This is a genomic window from Ditibartonella choladocola (assembly GCF_002007565.1).
In the GTDB taxonomy this organism is placed as follows: Bacteria; Pseudomonadota; Alphaproteobacteria; order Rhizobiales; family Rhizobiaceae; genus Bartonella; species Bartonella choladocola.
In genome coordinates, this window is the sequence record NZ_CP015625.1 from 737,088 (window position 1) to 759,051 (window position 21,964).

The window sequence follows — 21,964 nt, forward strand, 5'->3', positions numbered from 1 at the left end:
ATTAAAAAGGGGTTATAAAACAGTGTGTTAATATGTCCGGATTATCAATCTTGCGAAATATTAGCCGAATTATATCACAAGCTTTGTGACGTGGCTTCAAGCGGCTTTTATCCGGTCGTGATCGAGGCTCGCCAAAAGTTCATTTTTGCGGTTTATTTTTTGAGTTCATTTTTTGGAAGCGTGTTTTTCAGGGCTGTTTTTTGTCTCACAAGCCGCAAGCTTTGTTCAAATTTTTCTATTTCCTGTTTCCTCGACTGTTCGGAAATAATCCGCAGTAAATACGAGGGGTGAACAGTTGCAAGAACGGGTATGTTTTCTTCAGTGGAAATGAGCCTGCCTGCATATCGGGTTATAGGTGCGATTAATCCCGTTAGTGAAAACAGGGCTGTGCTCCCCATTGCAACAATGAGCTTCGGTTTGATGATGGCAATTTCTTTCATCAGCCACCAACGACAATGTTCGATTTCGGTGCGATGGGCTTTTTTATGAAGGCGTTTGCGCCCTTTAAGTTCATATTTGAAGTGTTTGACAGCGTTGGTCATGTAAACCTCATCCCGTTTTAGCCCTACCTTGCGGGCAGCCTGGTCAAATACTTGCCCTGCCGGCCCCACAAATGGTCGGCCAACAAGATCTTCACGGTCGCCCGGTTGCTCTCCGACAATCATAAGAGAAGCATTTTCAGGGCCTTCACCACAGACAGCCTGCGTCGCCGAACAATGTAAGGGACAGCGCTTACATTGTCTGATGCTTTCATCGAGAATATCCAATGTTTCCGGTGTTGTTTCAGGTTGAAAATTTGTTTGAAGGCTATTTAGCCCAAACTTTCCGCTCAAGCGGGAATGGAAGCGGGGCGGGGGTAGAATTGGTTGTTGCTCCATGTCCCTGATACGACTTTCGGCATTGCCGACGAGACTATCAATCATTTGCGCTTCCGGAAGATTGCCCCAATATTTTTTAGGCATATGGCTTTGCATAGTTTTCACTTTCAGCCTTGCCGGATTGAAAATGCTGGCAAAATAGGTTTTCCAGAGGTCTTCGAGTTCATCTTTGCTTTCCGGTTTTTTAAGAACCGGTTCGCCTATCAAAAATGTGCCATTACAATAATATGCACTGCCTTTCGGCGTTAGAATTTGCCAATCCATGTCACCAAAACGTTTACAAAAGAAAGGGGTAGCTTCCGAAACAATGAAATGTTGTGGTTCATACCATGCCGTGAAACATCGCCTGAAGCTATCGGGATTGATGTTTCCAATTTCATTGAAACGTAAAAACGCATGCATATGGTGAATATCGTGGCAGACAGCTTTTTGCCGCGATAAAGCGGTTGCAATATCACTCTCGTAAATTTTTTCGAGAACTGTCTTGTCCTGCTGCAAGCGATAGAGAAGGCGATATAACAATGCCGCCGAATCTTCGCTTTCATGGCAGATGACGTTTTTTGCAAGATTAAGGAATTGTTTCGGTACAAAAAACTTTTGCGTTTTTTGGCGTGTGTCGGGATTTTTTGCCAAAGGCGAAAAGTTATCTGTTTCGTCGAATAAAGCCGGTTTTGACTTATAGCGCCAAAAAATATTTTCCGGACGTACTTGTTCCTGCAATAGCAGGCGCGCCTGTTTTCGCCATTCGTCAAAATTTCCCTGATTTTCGAGAACAACAGTTTTCATGTCGAAAAAAGATCAAGTTGGGTGGGGCGCGCACGAAAGCGCTCGACAAGGCGGGAACTGTCGAGAAGGTGTTTCGGTGTCCAGCGTTCGGCAATGACAAAAGGTTTTATTTTTTCAAGGCTGATATGGAATGTTTTCAAATCTGAAAAATCAAGTCGCTTGAATCGTCGTGCCGCCAATATCCTTTTGACATTACGTACCCCAAGACCGGGTACTCGCAACAGCATTTCCTTGTCTGCCTTGTTAATGTCGACCGGAAACCGGTGGCGGTTTTGTAACGCCCAGGCGAGTTTGGGGTCGAATTCGAGTTCGAGCATGCCGCCATTTGCTTTCGTGGTTAGCTCTTCCATTGAAAAACCGTAAAAACGATAGAGCCAATCAGCTTGATAAAGCCTGTGTTCTCTTAAAAGCGGCGGGCGTTTGACCGGAAGCAGGTTTGAAGCATCCGGAATAGGGCTGAATGCCGAATAATAAACGCGCTTTAGCCGGTATCCCGAATAAAGCTCGGCGCTTGATTTCAGGATTGTGGCATCATTGGCATCATCGGCACCGATAATCATTTGCGTGGACTGTCCCGCAGGCGCAAAACGTTGCGTTTTTTTAGTCTGCAAAGTCGCATCCTTCGAGGCTTCTATACCAATTCTCACATGAGCCATGGCTTGTTTGATTGTCAGAATCTTTTTTTGCGGTGCAAAGCGGTTGATGCTTTTTTCTGTTGGCAGTTCGACATTGATTGAGAGGCGATCTGCATAACGCCCCGCTTCCTTGATGAGCGCATCCGAAGCATCCGGAATCGTTTTCAAATGGATATAGCCGCCAAAATGGTGAATGGTGCGCAAATCGCGCGCAACTTTAACCAGTTCTTCCATAGTCTGGTCTGCCGATCGGATAATGCCGGACGACAGAAACAAACCTTCGATATAATTTCTACGATAAAATTCGAGTGTCAAAAACACCACTTCGTCGGTGGTAAATCGCGCCCGCTCGACATTGCTTGACGACCGGTTGACACAATAGGCACAATCAAAAATGCAAAAATTGGTAAGCAGAATTTTTAACAGCGAAACACAACGGCCGTCAGGAGTAAAGGAATGACAAATTCCCGCATTCGCGGTTGACCCCAAACTGTTTTTTTGGGGCGACGGGCGCGTGGAACCGCTAGACGCACAAGAAGCATCATATTTGGCAGCATCAGCCAGAATTGCCAATTTCTGTTTAAGCGTTTTGACCATTTATGTTCACTATTTGTTCTTTTTAACCAATATAGATGTGAAAAGCGGTAAGTAAAGGAAAAACGGCAAGTCACGACGAGCTGAAATCAATAATTCGCCGTAATATCCGCATCAGGCCGGATAAAGCCGGTTCAATCCGTCAAATTGTTCGTCATTCTGTTCCAGTTTGTAACGCTACCGCTGCGAATGATTTGAGCGAACCTTAATAATAAGCCCTGAATGGACAATCAATCGGGCAAGTTTTACTGTTCGCCTGAACTTCCATAAAACAAATAGTCTTGCGATAATTCGGGTGAGGAGATTTCATAAGGTTTTGCGTGGTTTATGTGTTGCGCGCCATTTTTGCGATAAGCCGTAAGCCAGTCCGAAAACCGCCGACACCAGAGACCCGCCAAGGATTGCGAGTTTCGCCGCTTCCAATTGTTCCGGATTGGAAAATGCCAGAGTTGCGGTAAAAATGGACATGGTAAAGCCAATTCCTCCCAATAATCCTACGAGAGCCATTCCATGCCAATTTATTCCTGCCGGAAGGCGGCAAAGGCCAAAACGCACGGCAATGAAACTGAAAAGTACAATACCGAGCGGTTTACCTATAACGAGACCAAGCCCTATACCAATCATAATGATAAAGGAAGAATGATTGTCAAAATCGACATTGGAAATATTGATACCCGCATTGGCAAGCGCAAAGAGGGGCATAATGAGAAATGAAACCCAAGGATTGAACGCGTGAACAAGCCTTGATACCGGCGCATCAATTGCTGCCAAACTCTTTCGTATTTCAAGAAGAGCAAAACGGCGCTTTAAAGCGCTGTCTTGGGTTTTTTCATTTTTCAATATCTCCAAAGCGTAAGACATTCGGTTGACAGGCGCAATCAGTGAACGGGGGGCAAGCGCCGGTGTCAATAATCCCGCTATGACACCTGACAGGGAAGGGTGGACTCCGCATATCATCAGTCCGAGCCAGAGGAGACCGACGGGAAGAACATAAATCAGTGCCGAATTTATTCCTATCCATTGCAAAAAAACAATGATGATAATTGCAAGACATGCAAATGGCAGACCTGCGAGATCAAAACTGCCGGAATAAAAAATAGCGATAATCAAAATAGCGATAATGTCGTCAATCGTGGCGAGCGCAAGCAAAACGATTCTTAAATTGGTTGGAACCGATTTTCCCAAAAGTGCCAGAATGCCGATTGCAAAGGCTATGTCGGTTGCAGTGGGCACAGCCCAACCATGGCTCGTTGGTGGCATAGGATTGGTAGAAAAATAAATGATCGCCGGTATTATAACGCCGCCAATAGCCGCAACGATGGGCAATAAAGCCTGACGAAATTCGCTCAAGGCCCCTTCATGAATTTCCCGCCTTATTTCCATGCCAGCAACAAGGAAAAACAGCGTCATGAAACCGTCATTCACCAGAAAGTGCAGGTCTTTGGAGAAGGAAAATCCGAAAGCTTCTATCGAAATTTTTTGTTGCCAGAATTTCTGATATGCGGCCGCATAAGTCGAATTGGCAAGCAAGAGAGCAACAAATGTTGCTATAACGAGAACAACGCCCGCCATCGCTTCAATATGAAAAAAATTGCGACAGGCTGAAAATATTTTTTCGGCAATAGCAGAGGCACGGTTAGGCAGGCGGCGGGATATATTATTCATGGCAAGTTCCTATGTGCTGGCGGCCCGACCAGCTTGAAACCTGCCCGAAACAATTTATCGAACACCCGTTGGCAACTATATAAAACTGACAGAAAACTACAATAACAATTTTCTATTTTTTATTGTCCGACATTTGTCAGAACAGAATAAAATTCCGGTTATCACTCTTTGAACGCGTCATTGAATTATATTATAAAGAGATATTTTACATAAATAAAAATTATAAATTTTTAAAAAACTAAAAATAAAATAACGGGTGGTATTTATTAAATATAGAATAATATTATTGAATTAAATTATTATAAAGGGGATATGATCCCCTTTATAAAACGGAATTTAGGACTTTCAGTTTTCGTTTTTTACCGTAAGGTTTACTTTGTTGAGCGCAGTTGCAAGATCGTTTTGCAAGGCTGTTTCAAGATCGGTAGCCGTTAGCCCTTTATTATCCTTGGCTTCAAGCGATATTTTGAGCGTTCCGGGTTTTTTAGCGAAAGCACCGAAAGCAGATGAAATCTTTTGTGCTTCATCATGATCTTTCAAAAGCATTGCCGGACTCTTCGTCATTACGACATAAAAGTCTTCATAAAGTTCCTGCTTGAGATCGTGTTTATTGTCATTCAAATTCTGGGCAAGATAGGTAAACAATTTGTCGATGAAGCCGAAATCGGAATAGCGCATATCAGCTTTGGTGATGCCAATCCGGTTTGCGGCGTCAAGGGACGCATCCTTATCGCCGGAAAACAATGCGGGTTCGGCATTGATGATTGTTGCCGACATCTGCCCCGAACCGATGCCGTTAGCAGTGAAAGAAAGATCGTTCAAAGCAAGCGTTTTGCCTCTGGAATTATAGGAAAAATCAATTTTTCCAGAAAGATCCAGTGTTTTGAAGCCCATATTTCTCAAAATTTCAAAATCTTTTTGCGGCATTTCGGATGTGTTGAGCGAAAGGCCGTTGAGCGACACAAGTAGACTTTCGGGAACCGGCTGATTCCATTCGCGTGGTAGAAGTTGAAATGAATTGAGGCTTGCTTTGATTTTCGGCAAATCAATATCAGCTTTTTCAACTTCAGCATCAATGGCAGTTATTGCCGAAACAAGTGTTACAAGCAGCGCGTTTCTTGCCGCCTTTTCATTTTTTTCGTCCCCGCTCTTCTTGGCTTCAAGATAGGTTCTGGCCAGAGTTTCCGGTACGTCCTGCATCGGGTGCATCTTCAAGCCGTTGGTTTTAAACTTGTCGAGTGAAAAATGCGCATTGCGGTTTGTACCTTCATACACATCAATTGCGATATCGCCTAATTCGACAGGACCGAAGACCGTCCGCCCCACCTTGTCGGGTTTGATCTTTCCGGCGAGGATTGAATAGGCGTAACCGACATCAATGTCATCGGCCCGCATGGCATTGCTTTTGCCGATAAGGCGAAGACCGTCGCCGCTATTTGTATCGGAATTTTTCAAACCGACATTGGTGCTCATGCCGTCAATGCCGACAGAGCCGATATTGCCTGCCTTCAAATTTGAAAGCCAGAAGCCCTTAATGTCCAGTTTTTCTGTCTCGCCGTTGGGATTGGCAAGAGATACTTCTATGTTCGGCGCATTTACAGATGATACATCAACCCTCATCAGAGCTTGTAAAACATGGGATTCGATTGATGTATCCTTGTCTTTAAGGGTTATGCCACTGAGAGTCACTTCCGGAATTTCGACGTGAATATTCTCTCGTTTCAAGTCGATATTGTAGATCGTGAATGAACCGGGGACAAAGCCAACCGGCGGACGACCGGAAATGGCACCGATTTTAAGCGTAACGCCTTCGGGCACTGGAAGTGTCACATTTTTGAGGTTGACATTACCGGCAACTGTCACTTCCGATTGATCGGCCTTGACACCATGTTTTACCATCTCGTCTTTGACAAAGCTGTTGAGGTAAGGAGCGGCCATATAAAAAGCGCCGACTGCCAATATGGCCAGAATGACCACGCCTCCGATAATATAAATTAACCAGCGTTTGAGTGTTGCTATCAACCAGCCACCGAAATTGGCCATTCTTTTCTTCCAGTCTTAATGTTGTACGTCTGCGCTCAAGTCGATCTTGTCGAACAGGCTCAACGGCGCAATTCGAGCCGCTAAAAAGTCTGCCAATCCGACACCTTGTCCGGATTTTGCTTTAGCATGGATATTCAAAGTTCCACCGCTTTCTAAAAAGTTTTGCACTGCTTCGCCAAATTTTTGTGAATTTTCCGCACCGAGGAAAATTGCAACAGCCAACCTGGTTTTGACAGCCGCCTCTTTGCGTTTGTCAGCAAATTTTTCGCCTGTATTCGCATCATAAAATTTTGCAAAACGATCAAGAAAATTATCAGCGTTTACGGTCAAGTCCATGCTCTTTGCATGTATAACAAGACCTGCTGCGGCAATAGTCATAACATTGTCCGAGAAAAATGCCGGATCGACATTAACGAACGAGCCTTTAAGAGACCAACGTCCTATGTCGGGATAATCCATAGTCAACTCCTTAATATCAAGAGTTTCATTGTCGGCGTTCCATGAACCATCAAAAATAAAATCCTCTGATATTGTCTTATAGCCGAGCTGACTGAGCAATCCACCGTTTGTTGTTTTAGAAAAGCCTAACTCGGTTAAAATGGGGAATTTCTTATCCCAATCTGCCGCAGAGCCTTGCAACCCTTTCCAGTCTATTTTTAGTGATGTCGGAATGGCTCCCAAGTTGAAATTCGCTTTCACGTCCAGAGAATTGAATGTGACAGGCGAGTTGTCAGAGCCGTTTTCCGAAGGCGGAGGCAATAATGAAAAACCGGACAGGTGAATAGTGTCGAATTGCGGCATCAAAGGAAGGTTCTCACTTTGAAGAAAAGCTTTGAAAACACGGCTGATACTATCAAAATCGCCTTTGTCCAATTTGTCCAATTTGGTCAGCATGTCGTTAATATGAGGAAAACGCAGTTGCGAGATTGAAAAATCGTCAAGCGTTGCTGTCTCGTTGTCTCTGTCTATGGTTTTGATGCCTTTCAACGCGATGTCGAATTTGCCATTATTGTAAGTAAAAGAGCTATCTTGAACATTTGCGCTGCTATCAGGGTGTTTTATAGCGAGTCCGGTCAAATGTATATCGGCAAAGCCGATAGACGGGATGATGGCAAGTTTCTCGGTGAGCAATCTTGCCTCATCAGATTTGCCGATGCTGCTATTGCTATCGGCATTGTCAAGCTGTTTGACCATTTCCGAAAGGGAAAATGGCAGTCGACGCACCGAAATTTTTGTTCCGGAAATTTTTTCGAGCGTTGTATTGCCGACGTTCTCGTTATCTATAACGTCGTCAATTGACAAAGTTTGAACTGACCAGTTGCCCGTTATGTCTTTAAACGGGTTTTCTGTTTCGCCAGCAGAAGACGGTTCGCTATAATAGCGAACAAGATAACCGATATTGAAATTGTCAATTTCAGCCTTGCCGGTTTTGGTCGATATAATACGATTGATCGTAGAAGCATCACTTTCACCGGCCAAACGGACTTCGCCCGAAAGACCATCGCTCGTCAATTTTTTGACAATTCCTTTGTCAATATCGTTGAACACAACATTATTATAAGTCATTGCCTCGCCACCGTTACCGGTTTTGCGTGTCACAATCATTGAAGGGGCGACAATTTTTTTTACCGCAATATTTGTAACGTCAAAAAAGACATTTCCATTATTGGCGCCGGTCTTTTCATTAAGTGCGAAATTTTGCACACTCATCGCGGGAACCGAGACTTCGGTTTTGCCAAATTGATAAGAAAGGTTTTCCAGTTTCAGATTTTTACTGGTTTTACCGGAAAAATTGACCTCACCCTTGATTGTTTCGACGTTCAGGCTTTCTTCGGACGAGAGTTTCACCTTTGCATTATGGGCAGTGAAATGACGCCGCCAATTGACGTCAAGTGAACCGACACTGATACCATTGGCTTTGAGAAAATTTTCAACATGCTTTTGTGCCGAGCGTGCAAGATAAAAGACAAAGCCGCCACAAATAAGGGCAATAATAACAAGGCCTGTAATGATCTTTTTCCAAGGCGATTTTTTTATAGTCTTATCTGCGGTCTGTTCACTCATTGAATTCACCCTCGATTGACACAAAGTTTTGTTGCAATACGGCTTGTCCCATTTCGTTTAATGCCAAACAATCGCGACTTTTTTCTGGCAGAACAATCCTTAATATAAGCGAGTGCCGGAGTCTCGTTCTTTTTTAAAACCTTAGCCCGACAATTGCAGTTTAAGAAATGGATTTTGAATGGTTGAACCGGTTTCGGGCTTGAAGCTGCGGTTGCAGAGCCAAACTTTAATCCTCGAAGCTCTTTGACATATTGTCGAAGAAATAATTATTTTCCTGGCAGCAAAATGGAAGCTTAATTACAAAATTTATTAATTGCTCTTTGGCTATAAACCATAAAGGAACCGTTCTTAGAAAGGCCTATTCAAACGAATATCTTGACATTTTCTGTTTGTCTGGCGGTAATTCTGTTCTGGTCTTTTCTTTCTAAGGAATAGTTATCGTTGGCTGCTATAGAAAATGGACTGACCAAACTTCGAGAAGTCAATTTATCAAGCAATTCAAAAATAATCGGGATTGCCACAATAACCGGAATTTTTCCGGCAACAACGATGCCACTTGTTAAAAATACCACTTGTTAAAAACCGGCCTAAACGCGATGGACTTCGTTGATACATTCGCCCCCGCTCTGGTCATAATTCATATGATTTATTCGGGAACACCGGATTAAAACAATTATCAGGCAAGCGAAAAACAATGAAACATCACGTTTTGCATGAATAAACGGCAAATGTTTTTGAAACTCAAGCAATAATGCCTTCGGGTTTAATGTATTTTTTTACGGCTTTTTCCAAATTCTTTTCAAGGTGAACCGAAGGTGGCTTGATCCCGTGTGAAATAAGGTCTTTCAGAACCTGTTCGGAAGCTCCACAAATAACAAGGGTAATGGCCTGTTTTTTAGCTTTTTCAGCCAGACTTTCAATGGTATTTGCGCCTGTTGCATCGAGAAAAGGCACTTGGGCAAAATCGAGAATCATCGTGCGATAATTGTCGCCGATGCGATCAAGAACCGAACCGATGGATGCTGCCGCACCGAAAAAGAAAGCGCCGGAAATATGGTAGATAACCGTATGGCTATTTTTCGATATTTCGCCTTCGTAGTTGTCAACCGGTTGTTTTGTAACATCGGCCATGTCTTCGGCAACCAGCGGCCGGTCTGTTGTGACGCTTGCAGCTTTCGACATGCGATGGATAAATAATAATGCGCCCAAAGCAAAGCCGATGATGATGGCTTCAGTCACATTGCGGAATATTGTCAATGATAACGAAACAAGAAGGACAACAGCATCGCCCGCAGACGCTTTGAGAAGAAGCAGAATGGCACGTTTGTCAATCATATTCCACGAAATAATGGCAAGAATTCCGGCAAGGCACGCCAATGGAATGAAGTTTGCAAGGGGAGCCAATATAACAAGGAATAAAAGCAGAAAGATCGAGTGAAAAATACCGGCTACGGGGCTTCTTGCACCCGCGCGGATATTGGTGGCGGTGCGGGCGATAGCACCCGTCACACAAATGCCGGTAAAAAAGGCCGAAGCGATATTTCCGACACCTTGGGCCACCAGCTCGCAATTCGACCGATGCCGTCGGCCGGTCATACCGTCGGCAACAACTGCCGATAACAGGGATTCAATCGCACCGAGCAACGTAAATGTCATGGCATTCGGAAAAACAGCTTGAATCTTCTCGAAACTGAAATCCGGCAATCGTGGAGACGGGAGCGTCGAAGGCATTGTGCCGAATTTTGAACCGATAGTGACAACATCAAGATTGAAAAAGGCTGTGACAGCACCACCAATAATGATTGAAAGCACCATGCCCGGCCAATTCGGACACAGTTTTTTCAGGACAGAGATAAATATGATCGTTCCTGCACAAAAACTGATCGAAAGCAGGCTACAAGTTCCGATATGATTCCAGATAACCGGCAATTTTTCCAAAATCGGTCCCGGCTCTTTTTCGGTAAGCTCAAGTCCGAGCATATTGATAAGCTGGCTTGAAAAAATAATGACAGCAATACCGGCGGTAAATCCTACCGTGACAGGATAGGGAATAAATTTGATATAAGTACCAAGCCGGAGATAGCCGAGCACCATAAGCATCAATCCCGACATCAATGTTGCAAGCAACAGCCCGTCCATGCCGTGTTCGGCGACGGTCGTTGAAACAACGATAATAAAGGCACCGGCGGGGCCACCGATCTGAAAACGGCTGCCGCCAAGAAGGGCAATGAAAAATCCCCCCACGATCGAGGTGTATAATCCCTGTACCGGTGATGCACCCGAGGCGATGGCAATTGCGATTGAAAGCGGCAGAGCAACGATGGCAACAGTCAGACCGGCAATAATGTCAGCACGCAAATCAACAAAATGATAACCTTCGCGTAAGACTGTTACAAGCTTTGGCTGGAAAAGCTCGCTAAAGGATATTTTGTCAACAGCCGTTTTTGATCGCACCATGATTTAACACAAATGAACCCCGAAAAGTAATTCAGGACTAATAGCATGGATGGTCTGGTCTATCTACTTTATTCAAGCAGAATAAAGCCGCTCTCACATAAATTTTATAGCTTGTTGGAGTAGAAAATAATTATCTCTTCATTATCATCGCAGCAGCAATAATATCGAAGCAAGAATAATAGAACAGTGAGCTTTATGCCTATAGCGGAAGAATACGATAAAAAAATTGGCGCGGAAAATGTCAGCCTTGCGCGATGGGTGGCAATTCTCGTAGCTGCTGCATTTTTTATGGAAAATCTTGATGCGACAGTTATTGCAACAGCTTTACCGCAAATGGGGGAAACTTTTCGTACCGATCCGGTCAATATCAACACCGGCATGAGCGCTTACATGTTGACACTTGGCGTTTTTATTCCCGCAAGTGGTTGGCTGACAGACCGGTTCGGTTCGCGCGCTATGTTTTCATTAGCTGTTCTCATCTTTACGCTTGCGTCTTTATTGTGTGGGCTATCTTCCAATTTGACTTTTTTCATCTGTGCCCGCATCCTGCAAGGCATAGGTGGTGCACTCATGGTTCCCGTCGGTCGCCTCGTCGTTTTGCGCGAAACCCCGAAGAACAAGCTTGTCGATGCTATTGCATTGCTCACCTGGCCAGGGCTGGTAGCACCGATTTTGGGGCCGCCGCTCGGTGGTTTTATCGCCCAGCATTTCCACTGGAACCTTATTTTTTATCTGAATATTCCGTTAGGTTTTATTATTCTTCTTTTCAGTTTGAAAATTTTCCCCGATGAAAAAAGTGAAGCACCGCGATCTTTCGATCTTATGGGGTTTCTGCTTACAGGCATAGGACTGGTGACACTTCTTTTTGCCGCAGAAAAAATCGGTGATAGCCATGGTCTCACACCGCTTGTTATCACTTGTTTTGCTATTGGTGTGACATTGCTTTTGTGGAGTATTTTCCATCTCAAGCATGTCAAGGCACCGCTGGTTTCGTTAAAAGCTCTTTCTTATCAAACATTTGCCGTGTCGATCTATGGCGGGACAGGTTTCAGGATGACAACCAATGCTGTCATCTTTATTCTGCCGTTGATGGCTCAATTGGCGATGGGATATAGACCGACCGGGGCGGGACTTCTGTTAATGCCGATCTTTATCGGTACTCTCGCAGTCAAACCGTTTACAACGCCGCTTATGCGTTATTTCGGTTTCAAACATACACTTGTTGTCAATTGTCTGCTCAATGCGTTATTTCTTGCCCTTTGCGGAACCTTTTCAAGCGATATGCCGGTTTCACTTATAGTGGCCGTGCTTACGTTAAGTGGCGTGTTCCGGTCTATCCAGTTCACAGCTTTGAATGCAATTGCATTTGCCGATATTCCGGGCGAGGAAATGAGCGGTGCCAACACACTGTTTTCAACAGTTTTTCAATTGGGTATCGGTCTTGGAATTGCATTGGGTGCAATATGTTTGCGAGCAGGCGTTGCGATAACCGGCGCCGAACTCGAGATGTCCCTTCAACCGTTCAAAATGGCACTTTATATCGTTGCTTTTATCAGTCTCTTGCCATTATGGGGATTGTTGCGGTTAAAACGCGACGCGGGGGATCTTGTCGCCGGACATGTGAAGAGCTAGATTTAAAAAAGCCATAAGCCGTCTTCCAGAACAGGCTGGCAAAATAGAACAACAAGAAGGTGGGCGGCATTTCATTATGACAACAGATCAGGTTATGGCTTTTTCCATTATTGGTCTCATGATGGCGGTCTTTATATGGGATCGGTTCCGCTATGATGTGGTAGCGGTGTTGACGTTGTTGCTTGCCTGTGCTGTCGGTATTGTAAGCCCTAAAGAAGCTTTCAGGGGTTTCAGTGATGATATTGTTATCATTGTTGGAAGTGCCCTGTTGGTAAGTGCCGGTGTTGCACGTTCCGGAATAATGGAACTTATTATCCAGCGTGTTTGGCCGGATGTGAAATCGGTGCGTCTGCAACTTTGTTTTCTCGTTATCGTGGTTACAATTTTATCTGCGTTTGTGAAAAATATCGGCGCTTTGGCAATTATGCTGCCGATTGCTTTCCAATTTGCCCGCCGTTCCAATGTTTCGCCTTCGGTTTTTCTTATGCCTATGTCATTTGGTGCTTTGCTCGGAGGGCTGATGACACAGATAGGAACTTCGCCGAATGTGGTTGTTTCTGCCATGCGGGAACATCTTGTCGGCAAATCGTTTACGATGTTCGATTTTACACCGGTGGGTGCAACTGTTGCGGCTGTAGGCGTTCTCTATCTGGTATTTTTCTCATGGCTGGTGCCGGCGCGAGCGAGAAAAACTGTCTCGACAAACAGTAGTCTGGCCGATCGTGACTATATTTCGGAAGCACGTGTGGTGACCGGCTCGACAGTCATTGGCAAACAGATCTCCGATCTTGTCAAACCGGCGGGCGGCGATGCAATGGTTCTACAAATTATAAGAAACAAGAACCTTATTTCACCGCTTCCGGATTTTTTACTTGCTGAAGGAGACACGGTGGTTCTTGAAGGCACACATGGCGGGCTTGATTCGGTTATCAATACGGCAAAACTCGATATTGCCAAAGGTCGCGATGTCCAGACAGGTGACAAATTGCGCCAGATAGATGTGGTTGAAGCGGTCGTTACAGACAATTCGCCTCTCATCGGCATTAATGCCAAACGGCTCAATCTGTTTGATCGCTACGATGTCAATCTTCTGGCTCTGAGCAGGCCGCAGGAACGCGTAAGACAGCGCCTCGGTGATATTGTCTTCCGGCTTGGGGATGTCATTGTATTGCAGGGGCGGGACGATATTATTCCCGATCTTTTGCAGGAACTGAAATGTCTTCCACTCGCCAAACGCAATATTATGTTCGGTAGTCTGCGTCATGGTTTGGTGCCACTTACCATTCTGTTTATCGCGATTGTAGCAACCGCCTTGCAGATTGTTCCTGTTGCTCTTGCTTTTTTTGCCGCAGCCGCTGCCATGATCGTTTTTCGTGTTATACCCGCGCGTGATGCCTATCAGGCTCTTGACGGACAAATATTGGTCATGCTGGCAGCCCTTATTCCGGTAAGCGAGACCTTGGAAAAAACCGGTTGCACAAAAATTATCGGCCATTGGTTAAGTATGTTTGCCTCCTCGCTCCCACCTTCGGGTGCTTTGGCAGTTATTCTCGTTGCGGCTATGCTGGTTACACCATTTCTCAACAATGCTGCGACCGTTATGGTGATGGCACCGATTGCAACAAGCTTTGCCGAATCGCTTCAATTCAAACCGGAAGCATTTTTAATGGCTGTTGCCATCGGTGCGGGGTGTGATTTTCTCACCCCCATCGGTCATCAATGCAATATGCTGGTTATGGGACCGGGGGGATATTATTTCAGCGATTATCCGCGACTTGGCGCGCCATTGAGTATTCTGATTGCGGTGGTTTCTGTTCCTATGTTGATGTGGGTGTGGCCACTGACATGATGACAACCGGTTTCAGAATCAAACTCCGGCAGGCGTTCAACCAGGTTCAGGCAAGCTGGAAAGATGCTTTATGTGCAGGTCTTGCGGCCGGACTTGCATGGTTTGTTTCCTTTCATTTCCTCGATCATGAACATCCAATTTATGCTGCAATGACGGCTCTTATCTGCCTTGCACCGGGAATTCCGAGTCATGGGCGGCAGGCGATCTATGTATTGGCTGGTGTCTTGACCGGTGTCGCTGTCGGCGAACTGACATTGTTATTGCCGCCGATGCCGACCGAAGTTCGTATTGCCATTGTGGGTTTTGCAGGAATGACGATTGCTTCGGCTTATTCGATCGTTCCGGCCATTATTATCCAAGCCGGTATTTCGGCGGTCATGGTTTTTGCTCTGGGGGCCGATGTCGCCGGTTGGACGCGGGCAATCGATGTTGCGGTGGGTACGTCGATCGGTCTTGTCTTCAGCCAGATTCTGTTCACTCCCGATCCTTTGAAAACACTGCATTCGGCGGTGGAACGTTTTTTCAAGGAAGTCGCTCTCAATTATACTCTTGCAACCGACGCACTTGAGCGGAATGATGTTGCCGCAGCAATCAAGGCAATGAAGAGTTGTAGTCGTACCCATTCGGCGTTAATCGGATTGATAGGCGCAATTGACGTTACAAGATCCAATGCACGATGGACATTGCGCGGCCGATTTTCGTCGCGCGAGGTTGCTTCGCTCTCGGCACGTTATGACCAGTCGGGTATCAGGCTTTACGCTTCGTCCTTGTTGTTTTGCGAAGCAATGGTCAACGCTATACGAAAAGGGCGGGAGCCACCGCCCGATTGGCTGGTGGAAGCCTTGAAGCTTATTGTCAAGAATTGTCGTTTCATTGCGGGAGAAGCAAATTCGGGGCAACAATTTGTTTTTCCTGATCGCTCTGACAGAGCCGAAGCGTCACTGACATGGCGTGAATGTGTTATCGACATTGAAATGGTAGAAACAACGCTTGCCCGATTCTATAAAAGCCGGACACGCAAACACCGTCTTGCCGCTTACAGAAAAAAGCAGATTCTGGATGCAGTCAGAAAAGAGATTGAAGAACGCAAACGCGAAGAAACGCTTCTCTCTGCTGAAGAGGACGAAAAAAGCAATAAAACACCCCTATAATCGACTTATTCTGTCCTTTTTTTGTGATAAGGACTACCATCTTTGCCAAATTATGCTTAAAAGCCCTAAAACCCCTTTTTTTGACAGGAAAAAATAATGTCGGATGAAAGTTTTATTCGTGAGGTCAATGAAGAAATCCGTCAGGAAAAGGCCAAAGCCTTATGGGGGAATTATGGGCCTTATCTTATTCTGGCTGCTGTTCTTCTCGTGCTGGGAACGGGTGTCTATCAGATTTACGACCATTGGCAGACCTCGAAGGCCGGTCATATCGGCGATACATTTCTTTCAAGTTTCGATCTTGGCAATGAGCAAAGTTTTGACGAAGCCTTGCAAAAACTTGATGACGTCGAAAAATCGGGTTTCGGAGATTATCCCCTGTTGGCCGGATTGAGAAAAGCTTCGATCTACATGGAACAGGGTGATCCGGAAACAGCGGTAGCAGAATTTGACCGGATAGCCGACAATAAAAATGCACCGGAAATGATACAAAAAGTGGCAAAGATCCGCGCAGCTTATATTCTGGTGGATAGCGGCTCGTTCGAGGATGTCGAGAAACGAGTCAAAGATCTTGCCACCGATGTTGACCCTACTCGCATAATGGCGCGTGAGGCTTTGGGGCTTTCGGCCTATAAAGCTGGAAAAATGGATGAAGCACATTATTATTTCCAGAAAATCGTCGATGAGAGACTTGACGGAATCAAGGCAACAGAGCGTTCGCGTCTCATGCTTGAGCTTATGCAAGGTTCCGGTGCTATTGCCAAGGAATAAAAAATGGGCTTGACCATTGCAATTGTAGGCCGCCCGAATGTCGGCAAATCCACACTCTTCAATCGCCTTGTCGGACAAAGATTGGCTCTTGTGGATGATACGCCAGGCGTCACGAGAGATCGTCGCCGTCATGAAGCGCGTTTGATGGATTTGCGTTTCGATGTCATTGATACGGCTGGTCTGGAAGAAGCAAAAAGCGATAGTCTGGAAGGGCGTATGCGCGCCCAGACAAAAGCGGCAATCGATGAGGCCGATCTTATCCTTTTTGTACTTGACGCGAAAAGTGGCATGACATCAAGCGATCTGAATTTTGCTTCGCTTGTTCGCAAGTCGGGTAAGCCGATTGTGCTCGTTGCCAACAAATCGGAATCGAAACAGGCAACGGCAGGCTTTTATGAAGCATGGTCACTCGGCCTTGGCGAGCCTTGCCCGATTTCTGCCGAACATGGCTTGGGGTTGCAGGATTTGCGAGACGCTATTGTTGCTGCCGTTGGCAGGCAAAAAGCTTTCGACCGGACAGAAACGGGCAAGCAAAACCGGCAAAGCGACAACGAATTTGGCGAGAAAATTGACGATCCGGAGGCGGAAGAGCCGGCTTATGATCCGACAAAACCCTTGCGGATTGCAATTGTCGGTCGCCCCAATGCGGGCAAATCCACTCTTATCAATTCAATGCTTGGACAAGACAGGTTGCTGACAGGTCCGGAAGCGGGAATAACCCGTGATTCTATTTCTGTTGATTGGCAGTGGAGAGGGCGGCAAATCAAGCTTTTTGACACGGCAGGTTTACGTCGAAAATCGAAAGTCGAAGGAAAACTCGAAAAGCTCTCTGTTGCAGAAACTTTGCGTGCAATACGTTTTGCAGAAGTTGTCATCATTGTTCTTGATGCAACTATTCCGTTTGAAAAACAGGATTTGCAGATTGCCGATCTTGTTATACGGGAAGGGCGTGCACCCGTCATCGCTTTCAACAAATGGGATTTGATCGACAACCGGCAGGAAACACTTGCCCGATTGCACGAAGAATGCGCCCGCCTTCTGCCGCAAGTCCGTGGATTGAGAGCAGTACCGGTTTCCGGTGAACGGGGCGAGGGGATTGATCGGCTTATGGAAAATGTCGAGATGATCCACCGTATCTGGAACCGGCGTGTGTCGACCGGCAAGCTTAACCGGTGGCTTGCCGAAATTACCGCCTATCATCCGGCTCCAGCCGTTTCAGGGCGGCGTTTGAAGGTCAAATACATCACCCAGATTAAAACCCGCCCACCGGTTTTTGTTATTTCCTGCTCGCGACCGGAAGCAATGCCGCAATCCTATTTGCGCTATCTTATAAACGGCTTGCGCGATTCGTTCGATATGCCCGGTGTTCCAATACGGTTGACCATGACAACCTCTGACAATCCATTTGCCGGACGGGCTAAAAAACGGTGAGTCGTTTTTAAAAAAATTCCGTTTGTACTTTATTTAGAAAGCTTAACACTATCGCTTTGTTTTTTTATCAAAGCCGGTAAATGCGCAATTTTTGCGTTAACCATTATCGTAAATTAAGGAAAAATTAAGCAATAAAATCAACGAATAAAGGGGTTTTTGTTAACCATAAATAAAGGTTGATGAGGCAATCTCCCAATCACAGAAAACAAGTTTTTCTTTTTGTTTTGCGTAAGCGTATTTGCGTTGGAGTGATGTGGTGTTTGAAGTGTCTTTCATACCGTCTTTGCGCCGTCATGGTAACAAAGGAGAGCGGACTGAAATGCTTCGCGCCGCATCCTCTTATTATATGCCGGAGGGGCGCTTTTATGACGCGCCGGTTGTTTTAAAACAGAAAAAACGCAAGTCCCGTGTTTTGCCGGTTTTTTTTGGTGCAAGTCTCTCTGCACTCGCTGCTACATCGGTGCACAAAGCAGATCTTGTCAATCTCGCTTCGCCTTATAAAGCTTTAATGGCGAATGGTTCCGAAATTCAGGCAAATAGCGTGGCAGCGAATGATAAAGAGATCACTTCCAATATAACTTTATCAAAAAACGAGCAGAAAGAGCCTCTTTCAAAAACAGATAAAGTCGACACAGACTATGTCAAAGCTGTTGATGCAACTGAAACAAAAACAACCAAAGAAGAAAAGAACACAGGCAAAAAAGCTGCCACAAAATTTGATCTGTCAGCCTCAACCAGACTGGAATTGCCACATATCGATATGCGGATACCTTATTCAGAACATCTCGAACAAGCCGATACATTCGCAATTGCACGGTACACGGAAAAATCGGGTGAAAAGTCAGGAACTGCCGACAAGAATATGAAGAAAATCGCTGACAAGGCCGAAACAAAGATCGCTCTTGTTATCCCGCAGAAAAAACCGGTTGCAAAACTGCCGGTACCAAAGATTCTTAAAAATCTCGTCACCAATGATAATCCCGATATTCTGGCGCTCGGTTATGCTCCTGCCAATGCAAAGGTGGATACAAGTGCATTTGACAGTGTCTTGACCGATCAACATTCGCCAATCGACCGGAACGGGCGCTTTATTCCGCCGATAGGGCGTAACGACCACGCGTGGGCCGCAACGCCTTTACCGGCTGAAGCTTTTACAGCGAAAGAACAAAAATGTCTGGCTGAAGCTGTTTATTTCGAATCGCGCGGAGAATCAATAAAAGGGCAAGCTGCTGTTGCCCAGGTTGTTTTGAACAGGGTCAGAAATCCGGCATATCCCAAGACAATTTGCGGCGTTGTTTATCAGAATACAAACTGGATCAATCACTGCCAGTTTTCATTTGCTTGTGACGGGCGCAAGCACAAAGTAACCGAGATGGCCCAATGGACAGTGGCTCAACAGGTTGCCAGAGCGGTTTCGGCAGGGCAGATATGGTTTCCCGAAGTCGGTTCCGCCACCCATTATCATGCTGTTTATGTGCGCCCCCGCTGGGCAAGTACAATGATTAAGGTGGACAAGATCGGATTGCATATTTTTTATCGGACCCGCTATGGCGGATGGATCTGATATTACGACTATTCTAAAGCAGAAAATATAATTCAAAACAGCAGGGTAATGCACAGTTTGAAATTCTGCTGGCAGAAAAAACAAGTTAATAAATGTCTTTACTTCCTTTTTTGAAGAAAAATCCTTTTGAACTTGGGGCTTGCGCCTTGACGAATGCCTCTGGTCACAATATGTTGCGCGCAACTCTAGAGGTCAGACCTTTACTTTGCATTCGGGATTGAGGGGCCAGAGATGGCAAAAGATGCCAAACCTGTTAAGCCTGAGAAGGGTACTCAAATGCCGGAGCAGGGGAACAGTCCTGAAACTTTGGATCTGGAAACACGCAGACGCAATCTGCAGGAAAAATTGGCTCGTTATCAAAGGGACAAAAAACCGGATCCATCGGAACAGGAATCTGGACCACCTAAAGGAATGGCACAGGCAATCCGGTTATCCAGCGAATTTTTGGCTGGTGTTGTGGTTGGTGTTATACTAGGGTTGGGATTTGATCAATTGGCAGGAACTTCGCCTTGGGGATTGATTATTTTTCTTTTCCTTGGATTTTCTGCCGGAGTGTTGAATATATTACGGTCGGTGGGGGCTGTGGCTCCCAGTCAAATTGGCAAAAACGGCGCATCGCGCCAAGATGATGGGCCCAATAAGCCCAAGTAAAAGAGGTTAAGGTGTCAGCGAGCGGTCCAGATCCTATTCATCAGTTCCAGATGTCTAAGCTGATTAATATTTCCGTCGGAAATATGGATTTATCATTCACGAATGTTTCGCTCTTCATGGCAATAACGGTGGTTTTTTCTTCGATGTTTCTATTTGCATCGTCGTCGAGTCGGGGAATAATTCCGACCAGGATGCAATCAATCTCGGAAATTACCTACGAGTTTGTCGCCAATATGTTGCGCGGTTCGGCAGGGGCACAAGGTATGCGGTTTTTTCCGCTGGTGTTTTCAATATTTGTATTTGTGCTCGTAGCGAACTTTTTAGGATTATTCCCTTATTTTTATACGGTTACCTCCCAGATCGCCATAACTTTCGCCCTCGCCATGCTGGTCATTTTTACAGTGGTTATTTATGGCTTTATCAAAAACGGGTTCGGTTTTTTAAGGCTTTTTGTTCCTTCGGGCGTACCGGTTGTCATTCTGCCGCTGGTGACAGTAATCGAAGTTATTTCCTTTCTTTCACGTCCGATCAGCCTGTCGGTTCGTCTTTTTGCCAACATGTTGGCAGGGCACATTACGCTAAAAGTATTTGCGGGCTTTGTTGTCTCTATGATAGGCCTTGGTGCAGCAGGCATTGGTGGTTCTGTTTTGCCTCTCATTATGACAGTGGCGGTTACGGCTCTTGAAGTTCTTGTGGCATTCCTGCAAGCTTATGTCTTTACTATTCTAACCTGTATGTACCTTGCTGATGCGGTGCATCCCGGACATTGATGAAACTGGTGGGGTTCCACCGCTTTTAAATGCGATTTTGCTTCAAAGGAGAATGATATGGAATTAGCACTCGCAGCAAAATATATAGGCGCTGGTCTTGCCTGCTTTGGTATGGCAGGTACAGCTCTTGGCCTTGGTAATATCTTTGGCAGTTATCTTTCGGGTGCGCTTCGCAATCCGTCGGCTGCCGATGGTCAGTTTGCACGGTTGGTTTTCGGCTTTGCTGTTACAGAAGCTTTGGGCATTTTCTCATTGCTCGTTGCCATTCTGCTTCTGTTTGCTGTTTAATAAATTGATTGCCTTTGGCTATTGCATTTGGCGGGGCAGGCGTGAAAGCCTGCCACTCGCTTTCGATGCTAAAGCCAATGAAATAGAAAACCTTGAGCTGCCAAAAGGCTGTTACAAATTGTATTAAAGCATTGGAGCTTGTGAGAGGGTAAAACGGGATGTTTCTATCAAGCGCATTTGCGCAAACTGTCGAAACGCCAGTAGAACATGCGGGCGAAGCTGCACAACATGCAAAGGGTGTTTTTCCGCCTTTTGATTTTTCATATTATGAGTCACATATATTTTGGCTTATTATCTGTTTCGGCCTGTTTTATATAATCATATCCAGAATTATTGTGCCGCGCATTGGAGGTACAATTGAAATCCGTCGTGACAGGATTGCATCCGACCATGACAAAGCCGAACGCATGAATATGGAACGTGAAAGTGCTATCGCTTCTTATGAACGAGAGCTTTCTGAAGCCCGTTCACGCGCCATCGCCATCGCCCAAAGCTCTGCTGATGAAATTCGCGGCAAGATAGACGAAGAACGTAAAAAGTCGGAAGCCGAACTTGATAAGAAACTTGCGGAATCCGAAGAGCGAATTAAAAAAATTCGCGACGGTGCTATGGGGAATGTGAACAAGATTGCCGAAACGACAGCAGCCGAAATTGTGGAACAACTGATCGGTACTAAAGTCAGTGCATCGCAAGCAACTGCAGCCGTCAAGTCTGTAAGCGGTGTGGAGTAAAAGCCAT

16 protein-coding genes are annotated in these 21,964 nt (G+C 45.5%); 10 read left to right on the plus strand and 6 right to left on the minus strand.

Going from position 1 to position 21,964, the window contains the following annotated elements; genetic code table 11:
- Positions 1-152 precede the first annotated feature (152 nt).
- The 6 genes from BBC0122_RS03300 to BBC0122_RS03330 form a co-directional block, all read right to left on the minus strand.
- Positions 153-1,664 carry a UdgX family uracil-DNA binding protein gene (locus tag BBC0122_RS03300; RefSeq protein WP_077991316.1) on the minus strand — a complete coding sequence of 504 codons (1,512 nt, stop codon included), beginning with the start codon at positions 1,662-1,664 and terminating at the stop codon, positions 153-155.
- Complete coding sequence (locus BBC0122_RS03305; RefSeq protein WP_077991321.1) at positions 1,661-2,896, minus strand: putative DNA modification/repair radical SAM protein; 1,236 nt, start codon at positions 2,894-2,896, stop codon at positions 1,661-1,663. The genes BBC0122_RS03300 and BBC0122_RS03305 overlap by 4 nt, the downstream gene beginning before the upstream one ends.
- A gap of 303 nt (positions 2,897-3,199) precedes the next feature.
- The gene (gene nhaA / locus BBC0122_RS03310; protein WP_077991323.1) at positions 3,200-4,558 is read right to left on the minus strand and encodes a Na+/H+ antiporter NhaA; all 1,359 of its coding nucleotides are present in this window, start codon (positions 4,556-4,558) and stop codon (positions 3,200-3,202) included.
- Between the two features lie 345 nt (positions 4,559-4,903).
- The gene (locus tag BBC0122_RS03315) at positions 4,904-6,601 is read right to left on the minus strand and encodes a hypothetical protein (RefSeq protein WP_077991325.1); all 1,698 of its coding nucleotides are present in this window, start codon (positions 6,599-6,601) and stop codon (positions 4,904-4,906) included.
- 15 nt (positions 6,602-6,616) lie between these two features.
- A complete protein-coding gene (locus BBC0122_RS03320; RefSeq protein WP_077991328.1) occupies positions 6,617-8,665 on the minus strand; it encodes a hypothetical protein in 2,049 nt (682 codons plus the stop codon).
- Between the two features lie 741 nt (positions 8,666-9,406).
- The gene (locus tag BBC0122_RS03330) at positions 9,407-11,122 is read right to left on the minus strand and encodes a SulP family inorganic anion transporter (RefSeq protein ID WP_077991332.1); all 1,716 of its coding nucleotides are present in this window, start codon (positions 11,120-11,122) and stop codon (positions 9,407-9,409) included.
- Positions 11,123-11,317: 195 nt separating this feature from the next.
- On the opposite strand from BBC0122_RS03330, the gene BBC0122_RS03335 reads away from it, so the two are divergent.
- The 10 genes from BBC0122_RS03335 (at position 11,318) to BBC0122_RS03380 (ending at position 21,957) form a co-directional block, all read left to right on the plus strand.
- On the plus strand, positions 11,318-12,754 hold the full coding sequence (locus BBC0122_RS03335) for an MFS transporter (RefSeq protein ID WP_077991334.1): 1,437 nt from the start codon (positions 11,318-11,320) through the stop codon (positions 12,752-12,754).
- A gap of 76 nt (positions 12,755-12,830) precedes the next feature.
- On the plus strand, positions 12,831-14,603 hold the full coding sequence (locus tag BBC0122_RS03340) for an SLC13 family permease (protein ID WP_077991336.1): 1,773 nt from the start codon (positions 12,831-12,833) through the stop codon (positions 14,601-14,603).
- A complete protein-coding gene (locus BBC0122_RS03345) occupies positions 14,600-15,754 on the plus strand; it encodes an FUSC family protein (RefSeq protein WP_077991338.1) in 1,155 nt (384 codons plus the stop codon). The genes BBC0122_RS03340 and BBC0122_RS03345 overlap by 4 nt, the downstream gene beginning before the upstream one ends.
- A 96-nt stretch (positions 15,755-15,850) precedes the next feature.
- A complete protein-coding gene (locus BBC0122_RS03350) occupies positions 15,851-16,522 on the plus strand; it encodes a tetratricopeptide repeat protein (protein ID WP_077991340.1) in 672 nt (223 codons plus the stop codon).
- Between the two features lie 3 nt (positions 16,523-16,525).
- A complete protein-coding gene (gene der / locus BBC0122_RS03355) occupies positions 16,526-17,953 on the plus strand; it encodes a ribosome biogenesis GTPase Der (RefSeq protein ID WP_077991341.1) in 1,428 nt (475 codons plus the stop codon).
- A gap of 256 nt (positions 17,954-18,209) precedes the next feature.
- Positions 18,210-19,517 carry a cell wall hydrolase gene (locus BBC0122_RS13385; RefSeq protein ID WP_418214877.1) on the plus strand — a complete coding sequence of 436 codons (1,308 nt, stop codon included), beginning with the start codon at positions 18,210-18,212 and terminating at the stop codon, positions 19,515-19,517.
- Positions 19,518-19,748: 231 nt separating this feature from the next.
- Entirely contained in the window at positions 19,749-20,168 is a 420-nt protein-coding gene (locus BBC0122_RS03365; RefSeq protein ID WP_077991345.1) for an AtpZ/AtpI family protein, read from the plus strand.
- Between the two features lie 11 nt (positions 20,169-20,179).
- Positions 20,180-20,938 carry a F0F1 ATP synthase subunit A gene (locus tag BBC0122_RS03370; RefSeq protein ID WP_077991349.1) on the plus strand — a complete coding sequence of 253 codons (759 nt, stop codon included), beginning with the start codon at positions 20,180-20,182 and terminating at the stop codon, positions 20,936-20,938.
- Between the two features lie 57 nt (positions 20,939-20,995).
- Positions 20,996-21,226, plus strand: coding sequence for a F0F1 ATP synthase subunit C (locus BBC0122_RS03375; RefSeq protein ID WP_075870187.1), 231 nt, complete (start codon positions 20,996-20,998; stop codon positions 21,224-21,226).
- Positions 21,227-21,384: 158 nt separating this feature from the next.
- Positions 21,385-21,957, plus strand: a complete 573-nt coding sequence (locus tag BBC0122_RS03380) for a F0F1 ATP synthase subunit B (protein ID WP_077991350.1) — start codon at positions 21,385-21,387, stop codon at positions 21,955-21,957.
- The last annotated feature ends 7 nt before the right edge of the window (positions 21,958-21,964 follow it).

Excerpts from the sequence above, each read along its gene's own strand:
- BBC0122_RS03300 (WP_077991316.1), bottom strand. The coding sequence starts at position 1,664 with ATGAAAACTGTTGTTCTCGAAAATCAGGGAAATTTTGACGAATGGCGA.
- BBC0122_RS03305 (WP_077991321.1), bottom strand. The coding sequence starts at position 2,896 with ATGGTCAAAACGCTTAAACAGAAATTGGCAATTCTGGCTGATGCTGCC.
- nhaA (WP_077991323.1), bottom strand. The coding sequence starts at position 4,558 with ATGAATAATATATCCCGCCGCCTGCCTAACCGTGCCTCTGCTATTGCC.
- BBC0122_RS03315 (WP_077991325.1), bottom strand. The coding sequence starts at position 6,601 with ATGGCCAATTTCGGTGGCTGGTTGATAGCAACACTCAAACGCTGGTTA.
- BBC0122_RS03320 (WP_077991328.1), bottom strand. The coding sequence starts at position 8,665 with ATGAGTGAACAGACCGCAGATAAGACTATAAAAAAATCGCCTTGGAAA.
- BBC0122_RS03330 (WP_077991332.1), bottom strand. The coding sequence starts at position 11,122 with ATGGTGCGATCAAAAACGGCTGTTGACAAAATATCCTTTAGCGAGCTT.
- BBC0122_RS03335 (WP_077991334.1), top strand. The coding sequence starts at position 11,318 with ATGCCTATAGCGGAAGAATACGATAAAAAAATTGGCGCGGAAAATGTC.
- BBC0122_RS03340 (WP_077991336.1), top strand. The coding sequence starts at position 12,831 with ATGACAACAGATCAGGTTATGGCTTTTTCCATTATTGGTCTCATGATG.
- BBC0122_RS03345 (WP_077991338.1), top strand. The coding sequence starts at position 14,600 with ATGATGACAACCGGTTTCAGAATCAAACTCCGGCAGGCGTTCAACCAG.
- BBC0122_RS03350 (WP_077991340.1), top strand. The coding sequence starts at position 15,851 with ATGTCGGATGAAAGTTTTATTCGTGAGGTCAATGAAGAAATCCGTCAG.
- der (WP_077991341.1), top strand. The coding sequence starts at position 16,526 with ATGGGCTTGACCATTGCAATTGTAGGCCGCCCGAATGTCGGCAAATCC.
- BBC0122_RS03365 (WP_077991345.1), top strand. The coding sequence starts at position 19,749 with ATGGCAAAAGATGCCAAACCTGTTAAGCCTGAGAAGGGTACTCAAATG.
- BBC0122_RS03375 (WP_075870187.1), top strand. The coding sequence starts at position 20,996 with ATGGAATTAGCACTCGCAGCAAAATATATAGGCGCTGGTCTTGCCTGC.
- BBC0122_RS03380 (WP_077991350.1), top strand. The coding sequence starts at position 21,385 with ATGTTTCTATCAAGCGCATTTGCGCAAACTGTCGAAACGCCAGTAGAA.